The organism is Enterococcus sp. E5-37 (assembly GCF_035726925.1).
Taxonomy (GTDB): Bacteria; Bacillota; Bacilli; order Lactobacillales; family Enterococcaceae; genus Enterococcus_B; species Enterococcus_B faecium.
This window is the reverse complement of sequence record NZ_JAPMLG010000012.1, coordinates 57,993-75,967: the sequence shown is the minus strand read 5'-3', so window position 1 is coordinate 75,967 and position 17,975 is coordinate 57,993. Positions and strand designations below refer to the sequence as shown.

General features: G+C 38.5%; 12 protein-coding genes and 1 pseudogene. 9 read left to right on the top strand and 4 right to left on the bottom strand.

The window, feature by feature from the left end; all coding sequences use genetic code 11:
- Positions 1-2: 2 nt before the first annotated feature.
- Positions 3-977, bottom strand: coding sequence for an ABC transporter permease (locus tag OS138_RS10415; protein WP_002286009.1), 975 nt, complete (start codon positions 975-977; stop codon positions 3-5).
- A gap of 299 nt (positions 978-1,276) precedes the next feature.
- On the opposite strand from OS138_RS10415, the gene OS138_RS10410 reads away from it, so the two are divergent.
- Positions 1,277-2,149 carry a carbohydrate ABC transporter permease gene (locus OS138_RS10410; RefSeq protein WP_002297754.1) on the top strand — a complete coding sequence of 291 codons (873 nt, stop codon included), beginning with the start codon at positions 1,277-1,279 and terminating at the stop codon, positions 2,147-2,149.
- A gap of 580 nt (positions 2,150-2,729) precedes the next feature.
- Here OS138_RS10410 and OS138_RS10405 read toward each other — a convergent pair.
- Positions 2,730-4,928, bottom strand: coding sequence for a helix-turn-helix domain-containing protein (locus OS138_RS10405; RefSeq protein WP_325070101.1), 2,199 nt, complete (start codon positions 4,926-4,928; stop codon positions 2,730-2,732).
- A 231-nt stretch (positions 4,929-5,159) separates the two neighbouring features.
- On the opposite strand from OS138_RS10405, the gene OS138_RS10400 reads away from it, so the two are divergent.
- The 7 genes and pseudogenes from OS138_RS10400 (at position 5,160) to OS138_RS10370 (ending at position 14,003) form a co-directional block, all read left to right on the top strand.
- Entirely contained in the window at positions 5,160-6,152 is a 993-nt protein-coding gene (locus OS138_RS10400) for a LacI family DNA-binding transcriptional regulator (protein WP_325070100.1), read from the top strand.
- 59 nt (positions 6,153-6,211) lie between these two features.
- A complete protein-coding gene (locus tag OS138_RS10395) occupies positions 6,212-7,633 on the top strand; it encodes a tagaturonate reductase (protein ID WP_325070099.1) in 1,422 nt (473 codons plus the stop codon).
- Positions 7,626-9,125 (top strand): UxaA family hydrolase, encoded by a 1,500-nt coding sequence (locus OS138_RS10390; RefSeq protein ID WP_325070098.1) that lies wholly within the window; start codon positions 7,626-7,628, stop codon positions 9,123-9,125. Before OS138_RS10395 ends, OS138_RS10390 begins: the two co-directional genes overlap by 8 nt.
- 38 nt (positions 9,126-9,163) lie before the next feature.
- Complete coding sequence (gene uxaC / locus OS138_RS10385) at positions 9,164-10,558, top strand: glucuronate isomerase (RefSeq protein ID WP_325070097.1); 1,395 nt, start codon at positions 9,164-9,166, stop codon at positions 10,556-10,558.
- Between the two features lie 158 nt (positions 10,559-10,716).
- A complete protein-coding gene (locus OS138_RS10380) occupies positions 10,717-11,400 on the top strand; it encodes a rhamnogalacturonan acetylesterase (protein WP_002294493.1) in 684 nt (227 codons plus the stop codon).
- Between the two features lies 1 nt (position 11,401).
- Entirely contained in the window at positions 11,402-12,238 is an 837-nt protein-coding gene (locus OS138_RS10375) for a sugar phosphate isomerase/epimerase family protein (protein WP_325070096.1), read from the top strand.
- A 10-nt stretch (positions 12,239-12,248) separates the two neighbouring features.
- Positions 12,249-14,003: pseudogene (locus tag OS138_RS10370) on the top strand (ABC transporter ATP-binding protein).
- A 276-nt stretch (positions 14,004-14,279) separates the two neighbouring features.
- On the opposite strand, the gene OS138_RS10365 reads toward OS138_RS10370, so the two are convergent.
- Together OS138_RS10365 and OS138_RS10360 are read right to left on the bottom strand one after the other, a co-directional pair.
- On the bottom strand, positions 14,280-14,621 hold the full coding sequence (locus OS138_RS10365; protein ID WP_002285994.1) for a YlbF family regulator: 342 nt from the start codon (positions 14,619-14,621) through the stop codon (positions 14,280-14,282).
- Between the two features lie 67 nt (positions 14,622-14,688).
- Positions 14,689-16,860 (bottom strand): PBP1A family penicillin-binding protein, encoded by a 2,172-nt coding sequence (locus tag OS138_RS10360; RefSeq protein ID WP_325070095.1) that lies wholly within the window; start codon positions 16,858-16,860, stop codon positions 14,689-14,691.
- Positions 16,861-17,070: 210 nt separating this feature from the next.
- Between OS138_RS10360 and OS138_RS10355 the strand changes: the two genes are divergently transcribed.
- Positions 17,071-17,928 (top strand): RluA family pseudouridine synthase, encoded by an 858-nt coding sequence (locus tag OS138_RS10355; RefSeq protein WP_325070094.1) that lies wholly within the window; start codon positions 17,071-17,073, stop codon positions 17,926-17,928.
- The last annotated feature ends 47 nt before the right edge of the window (positions 17,929-17,975 follow it).

Genomic DNA, 17,975 nt, shown 5'->3' with positions numbered 1-17,975 from the left:
TCTTAGTAAACGCCGTCTTCTCCTAGCTTTTTGGCAATCTTATTAGCTAAAATTACCATAAACAATCCTACGACCCCTTTAAACAATCCCATTGCTGTACTGAAACTTAACTGCCCATTCTTCAATCCAGCTGTATAAATATAGGTGTCGAAAATTTCTGCAACACTTCGATTCAATGAATTCAATAACAAGTACATATGCTCGAACCCTAAGTCTAATGTCTGACCGATTTTTAGAATCAGCAAGGTAATGATTACTGGACGAATTGCCGGCAATGTAACATGCCATGTTTTGCGTAAGCGTCCTGCTCCATCCATTTCTGCAGCTTCATACAACTGTGTATCGACTGCAGTTATCGCTGAAAGATAGATGATCGTAGACCAGCCCAACTCTTTCCAGATCACTTGTCCGATATATACTGTGCGTGTCCATTCAGGGGATGTTAGAAAACTGATTTTTTCAAATCCCATTGTTGCAAGGAATTCATTCAATACCCCTCCGTCAACATTCAAAAATACATAAGTAATCGAAACAATGATTACCCAAGACATGAAGTGAGGGATGTAAATGATCGTTTGAATCCCGTTTTTCAATCGTTTGTTCGTTACTTCATTTAATAGTAAAGACAAGATGATTGGCATCGGAAAAAACACGAAGATATTTAATCCGAACAAGATCAACGTATTTCTTAATAATGTAAAGAATGTCGGTTCTGTAAACAAACGAATGAAATGTTTGAAACCGACCCAAGGACTTCCCATTATTCCTAAAAATGGTTGATAATCTTGAAAAGCAATAACGAGCCCCCCCATAGGAAGATACCTAAAAATCAAGAAATAAAGGACTCCCGGCAGAATCATCACATATAAAAATTTATTCGTTTTGATTCCTGCAATTATTTTTTTTCGTCTTCTGAGCTTTTCTTCTTTTTTCGATAGCGTCAGTTGAAATGGTTCTTGTTTCTTTACACTTTCCATAAGCCCCTCCTTAGTTTTGTGAATGTTTGCTGCTTATGACTTCATGATAGATAACTATCTGAATTACGTATATAATCATTTTTATCGTATGTAAAAACGCTTACATAACAATGATTTTTGCGCTATGCAAAACGATAAAGTGTATTTTTTCACAAATAAACTACGCATAGCAAACCTTCTATTTTTTTCTATCTGACACTTAGCATAGGAAATGATTATATACGTAATCTTTCACCGATGATAAATTGAACATATAGAAACAGAAACATTTAATTTATTTTGAGGAGGAGCCTATCTATATGAAAAAGAAAGTCTCTATAGGAGAAAGAAGTTTTACACTTTTCAACAATACGTTTCTAATTTTGCTAGCTTTGATCTGTATCGTTCCTTTTTTAAATATCATCGCTACATCTTTTGCTTCTACACAAGAAGTCGTCGCGAAAAAGTTTATCCTTTTTCCTACTACCTTTTCTTTAGACGCGTATCGCTACATTCTTTCTACGCCGACCATTTTTAGAGCACTTGCTGTTTCGATTGGTGTTACAGGTGTCGGAACGATCGTCAGTATGTGTGCAACTTCACTGATGGCCTACGGTCTTTCCAGAAAGTATTTGTTTGGTCGAGGTTTCGTCAACTTTCTTGTTGTATTTTCTATGTTGTTCAGCGGGGGGATGATTCCAACGTTCTTAGTTGTTCGTTCTCTAGGGCTGGTCAATTCTTACTGGGCCATGATCCTGCCTGTGGCTGTTAATGCAATGAATATGATCATTATGAGAAACTTTTTCCAAGCCTTGCCGGATAGTTTGGAAGAATCAGCAAAAATGGATGGTTGCACAGATTTTGGTGTATTTTTCAAAATTATGCTGCCATTAGCGTTACCGTCTATTGCTACTATCTCGCTTTTTTATGCTGTTACTTACTGGAACACTTATATGACTGCTATTTTGTATATCAACGATTCATCTAAATGGCCGATACAGATTCTTTTACGCCAAATCGTCATTGTATCAAGTGGGATGCAAGCAGAAAGTAGTGCCGTTGATGTGATTCCACCAGCACAAACAGTTAAAATGGCTGTTATCGTTATTGCAACAGTGCCTATGCTGATTGCTTATCCTTTTGTTCAGAAATATTTTGTCAAAGGAGCACTCGTAGGTTCTGTCAAAGGGTGATTATGTACTGAACGCAAAATGGTAGTTGTGTCAGAAGTGGTCAGCTTCAAGAAATAAGAAGGCATTTACGAAAATTGCTTCTTAAATTTTTGTGAAATTTCGGCTTATTTTTCGAAGAATCTACTCCTGGAACACCGTGTATCAGAGGTTGTGAAAGAGACGTTCAGCCTTGAGCGATGATAAAAACTCTCACAAACATTGCGACGAGTAACCCACAGGAGCAATAAGAAGCGATTTTGAAAAATAGCTTCCCATATTTCACAAAATTATGCCTTATAGTCGATAGGCTGTCTCTTGAACGCCATTTATTCGTAAAAAGAACTGTGACAAGACTTTTGTCACAGTTCTTTTTGCGTGCTTAGCCTTGAAATTTAACTATCCATAAATACAAATACTAGGGTTATTCTAACTTCTTTTATTGCTTGAATCAGTCCACAAGAAAAACAGCCTCTTGATTAAACGGCGTTTATCTTGTTGATTCTGCGGCAATAAAATCAGCCAGCAGCAAAACATGAAGTGCTGTTTTTTGCTGTCCTCTTTTATTGCTTGAATCAGATCACAAGAAAAACAGCCTCTTGATTCACAAATATTTTTTTCGATATTCTCCCGGCGTAATCGATTCCTTCTTTTTAAAGAAACGAATAAAATTTTGCGGATTTCGATATTGCAATCTTTCTGCAATCTCTTTTACGGAGAGATTAGTCTCTTTCAACCATTTTTTTGCTACCTCTAAACGATGATTTTGAACAAAATCACCAAATTTTTCGCCTGTTTCCTTTTTAAATACATTACTTAAATAGTTAGGGTTATAATGCAACCTATCAGCGATCACATCTAAAGACAGATCACGATCATATTCTGTGTAGACGATATGCATAATATTCTCCGACAAATTTTTAAATTCATGATCAGTAATTGCTTGAGAGCATTCTGTGATTGGCAAGACTAATTGTTCTAAAACAAGTTTTTCTAGCTCTTTGGGATGATAATTGTTCAGTGCTTTTACATAAATTTGTTTCATGTTATCAAAGTTTTTTGAATCTACTCCCAGTAACTGTCCTAATTGAACGAGTTCATTGATCAAGCGGACCGAAACTACTTCCCGACTCAAAGGATTTTTATTTTGTGCAAACAATGCATCAATCAATTCATGTACTAAATTCTTCACTTCCTGATTTCCAGAACGAATGGCTTCAAACAATCGATTTTGTTCTTCTATCGGATATCTAATAAGTGTCTTTTCATGAGCAGCAGGAACGATTTCCTGATAAAAAATAATTGAACTTGGACCAGTATTTACACGATAATACAGGGCTTCTTTTGCCCGATCAACCGATTGCTTGCTTTCATTCAGCGTTTCGAACCGGTTACTGATGCCTATACTGATAGTTAAATCCAAGTATTCTTTTACACGTTTTTGAATGAGACGGCAATACTCCATGACTTTTTTGCTTGCTTCTGTGTCATTTTTATTCATACGATAAATAGTGGCTTGCATTTCTTCATTCAAAACGATCGGCAGCATTCGTTTTTCTTTTGGCACAATTTCCGTGATCATGTTGTTGATTGCTAAAAGTAGTAAATCACGCTCCCCGCCATGACTATCTTCTAACAGATCGATTTGTACCAAAGCTGTGTAATAACAGTCATTTTGAGAACTATATCCAAATTGCTGTAATCGCTGATCTAGTTCTCGCCTTTCTACTCGATTTCTAAATAAACTAAGTACAAATAGCGTTTCCAGCTGTGGCTTTTGGGTAACTAAGTGTGCACTTAACGCTTCTTTTTCTCCTATGATCCGACTGACTGATTGAGCGACCAAATCCAGTTCTTTCCCACTGAATCCTTTTGATTTAAGATTCAGACGTTCCTGTATTTGAGAAATCGGACGGGCAAATCTGTCCGAAAATAAGTAGGAAAGAAGACCAATGAGTCCTACCAGTGTTAAAGACACTGCAACTAGCCCGATTCTCAGATTGCGAATCATTGCGCCAATTGCACTAGAGTCAACTTCTAATCTGTAAATCCAATTATTATAATCTGATTTCAGTACTATATACGTTTTATCTTTTTCTCTTATCACTTTCAGCTGATTGTAATCTAGATCCACGTCCGTTAATACAGTTGGTTGCTCTTTATTTTTTACTGTCTGAGTAGTAAAAAGGTTGCCAACTTCGTTTTCAATAGAAAGTATGTCTTCTCCACTTTCACCAACAACTTGTTCTATTGTATGTTTCTCTATCGTAGCAATTCCCAATGCATATTTTTCTTTTTCAAACATTGGCAAAGTAATCACCATTTCGATTCCTTTGTTTTTCTTTTGCCAAAATAAATTATCTTTGTTATTTATGTACTTCTGTTGATACCCTTCAATTTCCTCTTCGGTCAGTTGACTCAACGATCCATTGATTACTCCCCATTTACCAGCCAAACTGACTAAATCATAATTATTATCATCTATAACAATCGTTTCTATAAAATTTAGTTCTTTCCTGATTTCAGAATAAGTGGAGTAATCTGTATATGTCAGCGGATGCTTGAATATGTCCGAGAAATTTTTGGTCGAACCATACGTAGAAAACGAATATTCGATCGTTCTGATTTTCCATTCAACGTTAGTTTTAACTTGCCTGAGCAAATTCTTTTTGTCTGTTAAATAACTCGATTCGATCGATTCATAGGTATTCTGGTAAATGAATAAACTAAATCCTATGACAAGTACGGCTCCTAATAAAAACATCGGTAAAAATATTTTATAAAATACTGTACTTTTCTTCATTTTCTTCCTCTCCTCCTTTTAAAATAAAAGGCTTTCATTTTTCTGTAAAATTGATACTCATCTAATTAAATGAGCATTCCCCGCTTTCAAGAATAGCATAATTAAAAATAAAAATCCAAGTAATTTTTAACGTGTGCAATCTTTTCATATCAAAGATCTATTGACTTATCGTAGTTATCGTAATATGATGAATGCGTTAACAAAAAGTGAAAAAGTAAGGAAAATGATGGAATGGTAACGATCAAAGATATCGCTAAAGCAGCTGGTGTTTCTCATACGACAGTTTCTCGTGCTTTGAATAACAGCAGTTTAATCAAAAATGAAACAAAACAAAAAATACGGCAACTAGCTAAGGAAATGAATTATTCGCCAAACTATAGTGCAAAAGGTTTAGTGAATCAAAAAAAATATTTGATCGGACTATTTTTCTCAAGTTTGCATAAAGGAACTTCATCAAATTTCCTAGCAGATTCCATTGCAGGCATCCATTCAGTATTAGACACAAATTACAGTTTATCTGTTGAAAGTATCGATGTTGTCGATTTAACAGAAATCAACCTGCAACGCTACGATGGACTGATCGTTATGAGTCAAAGTGATGATGATCAGCCTTTCATCGACTATCTCAAAGAAAAAGAATTTCCTTTCGTTGTTGTCAATCGTCACATCAATGATCCAGCGGTTATCAATGTCACTGCCGATGATGCGGCCGGTGTTATGCAGGCAGTAGATTACGGTATTAGATGCGGACATACGAAGATCGCTTATATTGGCGGAAAGAAAAATTTTCGTTCGACAAAAGAACGGGAAAAAGGGGTATTGAAAAGTCTAAAAAAAGCGAGCATCCCTGTCAATCCAGCCTATTTTTTAACAGGAGATTACAGCTTAGAAAGCGGCCTCCAAAACATGGAATACCTATTATCACTTTCTGACCTGCCTACTCTGGTTTTTTGCGGCAACGACGACATAGCGATTGGTGCATTGAGAGCTGTACATTTAGCTGGCCTCCGTGTTCCCCAGAACATTTCTCTGATCGGGTTCGATGATTCTCCAGTCGTCTCCTATCTCAATCCGCCGCTTACCACCGTACGTAAGCCTTTGAAAGAAATGTGTCAAGAAGGAACAAAGCTTTTACTAGATTTGATCGAAGGCAGGACGATCGAACAATCTAAAATTGAGCTCTCCACCTTGTTGATCCTTCGTGAGTCGATCAATTACTTGTAAACGACAAGTAATTTTATATAAAAATGTTAACGTGTGCATAACACAGAAAGGAAGTTTATATGAAAAAACTGACAAAAGAATTAGTGAAAAAAAACGAAGCACCTGTAAAAGTTCTTCAGTTTGGCGAAGGCAATTTTATGCGTGGATTTATTGATTGGCAGATTCAGCAGCTGAATAACCAACAATTGTTTAAAGGTAATGTTGCAATCATTCAACCTTTAGAACAAGGTCTTGGGACTATGATGAACCAGCAAGACAATTTATATACGGTCATTTTACAAGGACTCAGCAATGGCGAAATCGTTGATACTTCCGAGATTATCACCGTAGTAGAACAAATGATCAATCCTTATGATGAATGGGATGCTTATCTATCTCTAGCAGAAAATGACGACTTGGCCTATATCGTCTCCAATACGACAGAGGCAGGAATCCAATTTGTGGAGACGGATAATTTAACAGATACTCCCCCACAGAGCTTCCCGGGCAAACTGACAGCCTTTTTATACCGACGTTTCAAATTAAACAAAGCTGGCTTTACCATCATTCCTTGCGAACTGATTGACAGAAACGGCGAACGTCTAAAAGAAATCATTTTACGCTACGCAGAAAAATGGAATCTAGAACCTGCTTTTACTGAGTGGTTAGAAAAAGAAAATGTTTTCTGTTGTAGTTTAGTTGATCGTATCGTACCAGGTTATCCTCGCGAAGATGCAGGTGTTTTCAATCAACGGCATAACTATGAAGATCAATTGATGGTCAAAGCAGAACCATTCATGCTTTGGGTGATCGAAGGGCCTAAAGAATTGGAGAATCAACTACCATTCAAACAGGCTGGCTTGAATGTCATCATCACAGATGATATGACTCCTTATCGTGAACGTAAGGTGCATTTGCTTAATGGACCGCATACAGCGATGGTCCCTCTTGCTTTGTTGGCGGAATTGGAAACTGTAGAAGAAGTAATGAAAGATCCTTTATTCTCCGCATATGTTGATCAGTTATTCAATCTAGAATTGATTCCTATGCTTTCTTTACCTAAAGATGAATTAGCCATTTATGCTGACCAAATCAAAGAACGTTTCTTGAATCCTTTTGCCCATCACAAATTAGAAGCGATTTCATTAAATAGTGTTTCAAAGTTCAGCACCCGTCTGCTTCCAGTGTTCAAGAAGTATATCGAAGAACAAAATCAGGTACCACCGTTAATCACTGTTTCACTAGCTGCGCTACTTCTTATGTATCGAGGCGATCAAGTAAAGCCACATGATGATGAAAAGACGATAAGCGAATTTACTGATGCTTGGTCTGATAATGGAACAGCTATTCCTCGATTATTGCAAAACGCTGCGCTTTGGGGAGAAAATTTGTCTCAAATACCGAATGTGACAGATACAGTTCAAGAAATAGCTGCAAAGATCGATCAAAAAGGTGTCCGGTCAGTATTACAAGAAATGAAAGGAACGATGGTCCATGCTTGAAACCCTTCAACCAACAATGAAATTAAATCAACGAGACAGTGTTGTCGTCGCATTAACACCTATTCCAAAACAAACACAACTGACGATTGATCAGCAAACGATCACCACTCTTGAAGATATCCCGCAAGGTCATAAGATTGCATTGGGTGATTTGAAAGCTGGAGACAACGTGATCAAATATGGCTATCCAATCGGTCATGTGACGACAGACGTAACTGCCGGTCAATGGCTGCACACTCATAATGTAAAAACCAATCTTTCTGGTGAATTGGATTATCGATATGAAAAAGATGTCCATCCAAGTCATTACCCTTTTGAGAACCGAACATTTCAAGGTTACTTGCGAAAAAATGGAAAAGTAGGGATTCGTAATGATTTGTTTTTAGTACCTACCGTTGGGTGTGTAAATGGCATTGCTGAACTGATCGTCAAACAGTTCAAGGAAAAACATCCAGATCTGGGACAGTTTGACCATATTACGATTTTAAAGCATCCTTATGGCTGTTCGCAGCTTGGAAAAGATCATCAAAATACTCGAGAAATTTTAGCGGACGCAGTAAATCATCCCAATGCCGGCGGAGTTTTAGTATTTGGATTAGGTTGTGAGAACAATACAGTTCCTGAATTCAAAAAAATTTTAGGTGAATATGATGAAGAACGAGTGAAATTTCTAGTGGCTCAAGATGTTTACGATGAGATCGAACAAGGTGTGGCTCTATTAGAAGAGCTTTTAACAGTGGCGGAAAATGAACAGCGCATACCAGTCCCGCTCTCTAAGTTGAATGTCGGTTTGAAATGCGGCGGTTCTGATGGTCTATCGGGAATAACTGCCAATCCTTTGCTTGGTGCATTTTCTGACTACTTGATTGCTCAAGGAGGCAGCACGATCTTAACAGAAGTGCCAGAAATGTTTGGTGCAGAACAAGTATTGATGGCACGAGCGGAAAATGAAGAAGTTTTTGACTCAATCGTTAACTTGATCAATGACTTCAAACAGTATTTCTTGTCTTACGGGGAACCAGTTTACGAAAACCCATCTCCTGGCAATAAAGCAGGTGGAATCACTACATTAGAAGACAAATCATTAGGCTGCACACAAAAATCAGGAAGCTCTCCTGTCGTTGATGTGCTGCAATATGGCGAGAAAATCAGAAAACCAGGGCTTAGCTTGTTGCAAGCTCCCGGGAATGATCTTGTAGCTGCCTCTGCTCTTGCTTCATCCGATTGCCAGTTGGTCTTGTTTACCACAGGAAGAGGGACTCCGTTTGGCTCATATGTCCCAACGGTCAAGGTATCTACGAACACGACTCTTTTTGAACGCAAAGGTCATTGGATGGACTTTAATGCAGGCGTCTTATTAGAACAACCAATGGAAGTGATCTTAGAATCATTTGTTCAAAAAATCATCGCTGTAGCTAGTGGAGAAGAAACGAAAAATGAACAAAATGACGTTCGAGAAATTGCCATTTTTAAAAATGGAGTAACACTTTGATGTTCATAAAATAGTATAAAAAGAAAGAAGGAAGATTTATGTTTTTATCTGATGATTTTTTATTAAAAGACGATTGGGCGAAAAAGCTTTATCATTCCTACGCAAAAAATATGCCCATTATTGATTATCACTGTCACTTAGATCCAAAGGAAATTTACGAAAACAACAATTTCAGCAATCTGACGGAAGCTTGGTTAGGAGGCGATCATTACAAATGGCGCTTGATGCGAGCTTGCGGCGTGCCTGAAGAAAAAATCACAGGAAATGCTTCTGATTTTGAAAAATTTTTAGCTTGGTGTCAAACCGTGCCAAAAATTATTGGAAATCCGCTTTACAGTTGGTCACATCTTGAATTGAAACGTTTCTTCGATATTGACTTATTGATAAATGAAGAAAACGCAGAGAAAATTTGGGCACAAACAAATGAAATTTTGGCAACTCCTGATTTCCGCCGGCGGGAAATCGCAAAAAAATCGAATGTAGAAGTGATTTGTACAACAGATGATCCCGCAGACGACTTGCACTATCATCAGTTGCTTGCTCATGAAGAACCAGATTTGAAGGTTCTCCCTTCATTCCGTCCAGATAAAGCACTCAATATTGAAAAAGAAGGATTTAATGCATGGATCACGCTACTGGAAGAAGCAGCTGACCAAACGATCACCACCTATCAAGAACTGATCGAAGTCTTAGGGCAGCGGATAGAATACTTCCATCAACATGGATGTCGTGTTTCCGACCACGCTTTAGACACCTTACGCTATAAAGAAGCGGATGAAACAGTATTAGAAGAGATTTTTCAAAAAGCACGAGCTAACAAACTATTATCTTCAGATGAAATCGATGCTTATCGCACAGAAACACTGATACATTTGACCCACTTCTATCATTCTCATAATTGGACGATGCAGCTGCACGTTCATGCTTATCGTAACTGTAATACACAAATGTTGGAAAAATTAGGGCCCGATACCGGCTATGATGGAATGAATGATCTTTCTTTGACTATTCCTCTGCAAAAATTATTGAATCGTGCAGAAGAAACGGATCAGTTGGCAAAGACGATCCTTTATTCATTGAATCCGAATGACTATCCTGCGATTTTAGCTTTGATGGGCTGTTTCCAAAAAGAACAGAATGGAAAACTGCAGTTAGGTTCTGGATGGTGGTACAACGATACTCGAGCTGGTATGCGCGATCAGTTGACACAATTTGCTGATGGTAGTGCTTTGGGGAATTTTGTCGGCATGCTGACAGATTCAAGAAGTTTCCTTTCCTACACTAGACATGAATATTTCCGTCGTGTTCTTTGTGAATTTTTAGGCGAAATGGTCATGCGAGGAGAAGCACCTGAAGATGAACAACTTTTAGGAAGTCTAGTTCAAGCGATTAGTTATACAAATGCTAAAAATTACTTTGGCTTTTTTGCCTAATTGATTAATAGTAACAGTAACGAATCAAAAACAGGATAGCGAAATAACGGAATCCGTTTATCCACGTTTTAGAGAAGAAGACGGACCAAATTTGCTCCGTCTTCTTCTCTTGCTGTTCTGCTTCATTGCCTATAAACCTTTATGAAAGAAGAGATAACATGCCTACTATCCATATTGCCGGTGATTCTACTGCGGCAGAAAAAGATGAAAACAAGCGTCCCGAGACAGGTTGGGGAGAAAAAATCTCTGCTTATTTTTCACCCGAGATCCAGATCAATAACCAAGCAAAGAATGGACGCAGCACCAAATCATTTATCCAGGAAGGAAGGTTAGCCCGTTTAGCTTCACAGTTTCAGCCGAATGATTTCTTATTTGTACAATTTGGACATAACGACCAGAAAATCCAAGAAGAAAGAGGTACGCTTCCCTTCGGTAGCTATTTAAAAAATCTGCAGATATTTTTTGAATGCGCAAAAAAAGCGAACGTCCAAATGGTCTTACTGACATCTGTGACGCGACGAGATTACTTAGAAAACGGAACATTGAATCCAGATATACTTGGAGACTATCCAAAAGCGATGCGTGCATTTGCTGAGAAACACCATATTCCTCTTTTAGATGTGTTCTCAAGATCACAAGAATTGTTCCAGACCTTCTCAAAAGAAGAGACAAAAAAATTCTACCTGCATCTTATGCCTGATACTTGTAAAAATTACCCAGAAGGACTAAAGGACAATACCCACTTTAGTCCAGAAGGCGCTGATAAAGTTGCCCGAATAATTGTTGAATTGATAAAAGAATCCCGTCTGCCTCTTGCTAATTATTTACAAAAAGGAGTTTGAGATGTTTCCATTAAATTTAGGCATCCGTGCCCACGATTTAGATGTTCGAAATCGTGAAGAAATCGTTCAAAAAGTATCACAGCTTCACTTGTCCCATATCCAATTTGCACCACAAAAAGCATTTCCTGAACAACTTAAATTAACTGACATGACACTTGGGAGTGCTGCTTATTTTGGTGAATACTTCCAAAAAAACAATATCGAACTTTCCATTTTAGGATGCTATATCAACCTATCCAGCAAAAATCAAGAAGTTCGTGCACAAGCATTGGCAACTTTCAAACAGCAAATTGCTCTGTGCTCTGCCTATCAAGCCAAGATGATTGCTACGGAAACCGGTAGTGTCTCTGTCGGTTACACAAAAGAAAATTTTACTGAAGAAGCTTATCAGATCGCCAGAAATTCTATCATTGAATTAGTCGCTCATGCAGAAAATTTTGGCGTAACTGTTGCTGTTGAAGCAGGGATCAATCATCCAATCTATAACTATCAGTTAGCTAAACGTTTAATCGATGAAGTAGCTTCACCAAATTTAAAAATCATTTTAGATTGTGCGAATTTGATGCATAAAGAAAATCATGCTGATCAGGAGAAAGTGATCCGAGGTGCCTTGGACAATTTACAGGGTTGTATTACAGCGCTTCATCTCAAAGACTACATCATGGAAAATGGAAAGATCCGCATAGTTCCTGTTGGTAAAGGCTGTTTAGGTTTCCGCCCGGTACTGCATTATATCAAATATGAGCGTCCTCTAATGTACGCCACTCTTGAAGCTACTCCTGAGATTTATGTTCCTGAAGCAATAGAACACTTGCAGTTTATTTACCAAGATTGTTAAGGAGAAGATTATGGAGGAACGAATACAGAAAAGTTATCAAAAATATCATGCAAATGCTTTTCAGACATTGCTGCATCTTTATCAGGGAAATTATTGGCGTTTTGCCATGTCAGGACTCTTTTTTATTATCAAACATCTTCCATCTTGGTTAATGCCGATCGCTATTGCCAATGTAATCAATGCAGCTTCATCGAAAGATTCTTCTCAGTTGCAGGCCATTTATTTCAACGCTTTTTTGATGGCTTGTCTGATTGGTCAAAATATATTGACGAATTATTTTCATGTAAAATACCATAGCACTTCGATCCGTCAAGTAGAAGCTGGACTAAGAGCAACTCTTATCAAGAAAATCCAAGAACTATCTATTCCTTATCAAAAAGAATTGCAATCTGGACGAATCCAGTCAAAGATCATCCGTGATGTAGAAGCTATCCAAACGTTGTCCTCTCAAGTATTTGTCAGCGGATTAAATATCGCTGTCAATTTATTCGTGGCTTTAGGTATCACGCTTTATAAAAGTCCTGTTGTTTTCATGTTTTTCTTATTGACTGTTCCTCTCGCCGCATTCGTTACTCTCTTTTTCCGTAAAAGGATCAGACAGTCCAATTCAGACTTCAGGCAAGAAATGGAAGAGACTTCTGCAAAAGTGATTGAAGTGATCGAATTAGCACCGATTGCTCGAGCTCATGGGTTAGAAAAGCACGAAACAACTCGCTTAAATAAGCATTTTACTCAAATCTATGAAAAGGGATTCCACTTAGATATCCTGCAATCTGTTTTCGGATCAGTCAGCTGGGCTAGTTTTCAGATATTTCAGCTGATTTGTTTGATTTTCACTGGGATATTAGCTTTACAAGGGCGCATCCAACCCGGCGATGTCGTTATGTATCAGACGTATTTCACGACGATCGTCAATTCCGTTTCTGGAATGATCACGCTGATTCCTACGATTTCAAAAGGCATGGAATCTATCACTTCTATTGGCGAACTTTTGATTGCTGGCGACGTAGAAACTTATAACGGTAAGAAAAAAATCCAACATTTGGATGGAAATTTTCGTTTTGAGGATGTTTCTTTTCTTTATCCGGACTCACTCAAACCGATTATCGATCATTTTTCTCTAGAGGTAAAAGCTGGAGAAACAATTGCTTTTGTTGGACCATCTGGCTCTGGAAAATCTACACTTCTTAACTTATTGATTGGATTTATCCAGCCGACTTCAGGAAAAATTTTTCTGGATGATCAGCCTTTAGATGAACTGGATATGCGAAGTGTGCGAAATTATTTAGCCGTTGTTCCTCAAACCACTTTGTTGTTTTCCGCTTCGATCAAAGAGAACATCACATATGGCTTGAAGAACGTATCAAAAGAACGTTTGGATGAAGTAATCGAAGCTGCACAACTTTCTTCACTGATTGAACAGCTTCCTGATGGTCTGGATACATTAGTAGGCGAACATGGCAACAAGCTGTCTGGTGGCCAAAAGTAACGTATCTCCATTGCACGAGCGTTGATACGTCAGCCAAAAATCATTTTGCTAGATGAAGCAACCTCAGCTTTAGATAACCAGTCAGAGAAAAAAATTCAGCATGCACTGAATTACCTGACAGAAACACCCACTACTTTTATTGTGGCTCATCGGCTTTCAACGATCAAAGAGGCAGATAAAATCGTTGTGATCGATGAAGGAAAAATCGTTGAAATAGGTACTTACGAAGAATTGTTAGCTCAAAAAGGCTATTTCTACCGCTTGAAAAATGAATGACAAAAAAATAGGAACTATGACAAGACTTTTGTCGTAGCTCCTATTTCTGAATAAACGGTGTTCTCCTGCCAACTCCTCAGTCACAAGTCACAATAGTCATCAAACATGAGAAGCTGTTTTTTGAAATTGTTCCTTGTAACTCAGAGTTAAACGGTAGGCTCACGACCTCTTGGTAAACGGTGTTCAAGAGACAGCCTATCGGCAATAAGAAGCAATTTTGTCATCGCTCAAGGCCGAACGTCTCTTTCACACCCTCTGTTGTTTCATAAAATAGTTTTATTCGCTGTAAAGGTCGCGAACTGGTGTCATGATGATACGGTTCAAGTCATTGATGATTGTACTGAAACCTTGCTCTTTTTGCATCAAGTCATTGATTACTTCTTCTGATTGGATTTTCACAGCCATTTCTTGTGCTTTCATTGCATCTTCGTCGCTGAATTCTTGTCCACTCATTTGTTTTTCTTGTAATTCGATTTGCATCGCTTGGAAGTCTTTGAACAGTTTGTGTGCTTCTTCGTTTGCTTGTACTTTCTCGTACGCTTCTTTCAACGCTTTGAATTCTGGTAATTCACGGATCTCACGTTCGATTTGATTCGCGCTATCGTAGATGTTTGACATGTTATGCCCTCTTTTCTTTTAGTAGTTACTCTCTATTGTAACATGGGGTTATTCGTTTTCAAAGGGTCTACTCTCCTTGATATTTCCGCCAGAGGTCTTTAGCCGCTTCACCAATTCCCTGAACGCCTTCTTTCACCATATCGCCGAAGTTTTTCAGCCCTTCTTTTGCTTGTTCACCATATTGATTCAAGTTATCTTGCCAATTTCCAGACTCTCCATTGGAATTTCCTGTGTTTCCAACTTGATCTGCAGCTACCACTTGTCCTCCTGTGGCATAGGCATCTGCTACACTAAATCCTGTTTTTGAAGTATACGGAAGGATGCCTTCTGCCGCTGATTTGAAGACTTTCCCGACAACATTTCCACTTGTCCCTTCCAAATAGTGCAGCTTGCTGGATTCTTCGTAACCCATCCATGTCGAAATCACTACGTCTGGCGTGTAACCGATCATCCATTGGTCATTTGCTTTTGTGGCATCGAAATTAGTTTCTGTGGTTCCTGTTTTCCCTGCTATCGTATAACCTGCAGGATTCGCAGCAGCCGCTGTTCCATTTGAAAATGTACCAAGAAGCATGCTGGTCATTTCATCGGCTGTTTCCTTTGATATGACCTGTTTTGGTTTTTTGTTTGTGTTATCGACGATCACCGCTCCAGTCGAATCAACGATTTTCGTGATAAGATGCGGCGTATACATCTGACCTTCATTGGCAAATGCACTGTAAGCACCCGCCATGATCAATGGAGATACTCCTTTTTCCAGTCCACCAAGGGCTAAGCCATAATACTTATCAGATTTTGCTAAAGGCAGGCCGAATTCTTCTGCTTTATCATATCCTTTTTGTAAACCGATCTCATGCAAAAGCCACACAGCAGGCAAATTCAAACTTTGTGCAACAGCTTGATACATCGGTACTTCTCCTTGGTATGTCCCGTCAAAATTATGCGCATCGTAATAACTTTGCGGTTCGTCTTTCAAGATACTAGAAGGTTTGTATCCAGCTTCCAGTGCTGGTGTATATACGCTTAATGGTTTGATCGTTGATCCTGGTGAACGACGCATCTGTGTAGCAAAGCTGAATCCTCTAAAGACATGATCTCCTCTTCGTCCTACTAGTGCTTGTACACCACCTGTATTCGGATCTAAAGCTACTGAAGCAGATTGGACCATGGCACCATCTGAAGCATTTGCTGGGAATAATGCACTGTTTTGATAAGTAGCTTCTAATTGCTTTTGATAATCCTGATCTAAAGCTGTATAGATTTTATAGCCTTTATTCATGACATCTTCTTCATCAAGACCATACTCGTTAACTGCTTCATCGATCACTGCATCAAAATAATAAGGATAACGATAACCAGAATCTGAATTATCGTATGTGTCATTAAGATACGCGCTGATATCTGTCTGGCTTTCTGCTTGTTCTTGTTCTTTTGTGATTTTTCCGTTTTCTTCCATTACACTTAGTACTGTGTTTTTCCGATCATTCGCATTTTCTGGGTGATCGATCGGATTATAAATACCAGGACCTTTCAGCATTCCTGCCAAAGTAGCAGCCTCAGACAGCGTAACATTCGTTGCATCTACTCCAAAATACTTTCTGGAAGCGTCTTGGACACCCCATACCCCGTTGCCAAAATAGGCATTGTTAAGATACATGGTCAAGATTTCTTCTTTGCTGTACTTCTTTTCGATCTCGATTGCCAAAAATAATTCCTTCGCTTTTCGATCAAACGTTTGGTCTAATGTCAGATACGCATTTTTGGCAAGCTGCTGAGTGATCGTACTTCCTCCGCCCCCTGAGGTTCCGCCAGACAAGACCATTCGGACTGCTGCACGGGCAATCCCTTTGATATCAAACCCGTGATGCTCGTAAAAATTCCTATCTTCTGTCGAGATTACTGCATCTTGGATATAGGGAGAAATCGCGTTTAATTCTACATATGTTCCTTTTTGGGCGTACAGTGTGCCAGCTTCTTCGTTTTTCTTATCATAAATGACTGTCGATTGGCTTAATCCTGATTTTAACGTTTCGACATTTGCTTGTTTTGCTAAAATAAAGAGGTAGATACTTGTCACTAAGACACAGATCAAACCAATCAGCAAAATCAATTTGTTCACATGATATTTTTTCCAGATGCGCTTTCGCCATCGATGGAATTGTCCGAGATATGGTCTGATCCAACGCCAAAAACTGATCAAAGCAGCTTTTATCTTTTCTAAAATGCTTTGAAAATCCATTTGCTTCTTCTCCTGTCTATTCGATTCAATCGTCTTATTTTACCATAGTGAAAGAGTGTTTTCTTCCTGCTTAAGTTGTAGTTCAATATGTTTTTTTACGTTAGTGCAAGTAGAGTAACATAAGAATGAACAGAAAAATGTAAGTTTTTTCTTAAATATGTTTTAAAAATGGTACAATTAGTCTGCAATTGCACTGAAAGGAGTACACTTGTGAAAATCACGATCACTTTACCTATGAACCATCCTGAAACAACGATTCGCAACTTGCTTGAAAAGGAATGGTTAGTCCCTAGAAAGGTTCGACACTTTTTGCGTATACGTAAAAACGTTTGGATCAATCAACAACCTGCTTTGTTCCATCATGAAGTAAAGGGCAATGACCAGATCACATTGTTATTCGAAGAAACAGATTATAATTATCAAGAAGTCCAGCTTGGAGATGCGGCGCACATCCGCGTTTTATATGAAGATGAGCATTTGATTATAGTGGATAAGCCTGCAGGAATGAAGACTCATCCAAATGAACCGACAGAAAACAGTACCTTGCTCAATCATTTAGCTGCTTATCTCGATACTAAACAGCAACGACCTTACGTTGTCCATCGCTTGGACAAAGAAACAAGCGGTGCCGTTTTATTTGCAAAAAACCCATTTGTCTTGCCGATACTTGGAAGAATGTTGGAACAAAAAATGATCTATCGGAGATATCAAGCCATCGTATGGGGAGAAATTGCCAAAGATATGACCATCACCAATAAAATTGGACGAGATCGCCATGATCGGAGAAAAAGGGTCGTAGATGATAAAAATGGTCAGAGCGCCTTGACACATGTCACTGTCAACAAAGTACTTTCTGAACAAACACAAGTCTATTGTGTTTTGGAAACCGGACGTACACACCAGATCAGAGTTCATTTAGCTCATAAGGGACATCCGATCGTTGGAGACCCTCTCTACCAAAATAGAACAGCTGAACGACTGATGCTCCATGCATTAGAACTGCACATGATCCATCCATTTACTCAAGAAAAAATAGTCGGTAAAGCTTTACCTGGATTATGGGAATAGAAATAAAAAAGAACAGAGTCTTATCAGCAGATAATGATAAGACTCTG

Coding starts and splice junctions, on each gene's coding strand:
- OS138_RS10415 (WP_002286009.1), bottom strand. CDS start 977: ATGGAAAGTGTAAAGAAACAAGAACCATTTCAACTGACGCTATCGAAA.
- OS138_RS10410 (WP_002297754.1), top strand. CDS start 1,277: ATGAAAAAGAAAGTCTCTATAGGAGAAAGAAGTTTTACACTTTTCAAC.
- OS138_RS10405 (WP_325070101.1), bottom strand. CDS start 4,928: ATGAAGAAAAGTACAGTATTTTATAAAATATTTTTACCGATGTTTTTA.
- OS138_RS10400 (WP_325070100.1), top strand. CDS start 5,160: ATGGTAACGATCAAAGATATCGCTAAAGCAGCTGGTGTTTCTCATACG.
- OS138_RS10395 (WP_325070099.1), top strand. CDS start 6,212: ATGAAAAAACTGACAAAAGAATTAGTGAAAAAAAACGAAGCACCTGTA.
- OS138_RS10390 (WP_325070098.1), top strand. CDS start 7,626: ATGCTTGAAACCCTTCAACCAACAATGAAATTAAATCAACGAGACAGT.
- uxaC (WP_325070097.1), top strand. CDS start 9,164: ATGTTTTTATCTGATGATTTTTTATTAAAAGACGATTGGGCGAAAAAG.
- OS138_RS10380 (WP_002294493.1), top strand. CDS start 10,717: ATGCCTACTATCCATATTGCCGGTGATTCTACTGCGGCAGAAAAAGAT.
- OS138_RS10375 (WP_325070096.1), top strand. CDS start 11,402: ATGTTTCCATTAAATTTAGGCATCCGTGCCCACGATTTAGATGTTCGA.
- OS138_RS10365 (WP_002285994.1), bottom strand. CDS start 14,621: ATGTCAAACATCTACGATAGCGCGAATCAAATCGAACGTGAGATCCGT.
- OS138_RS10360 (WP_325070095.1), bottom strand. CDS start 16,860: ATGGATTTTCAAAGCATTTTAGAAAAGATAAAAGCTGCTTTGATCAGT.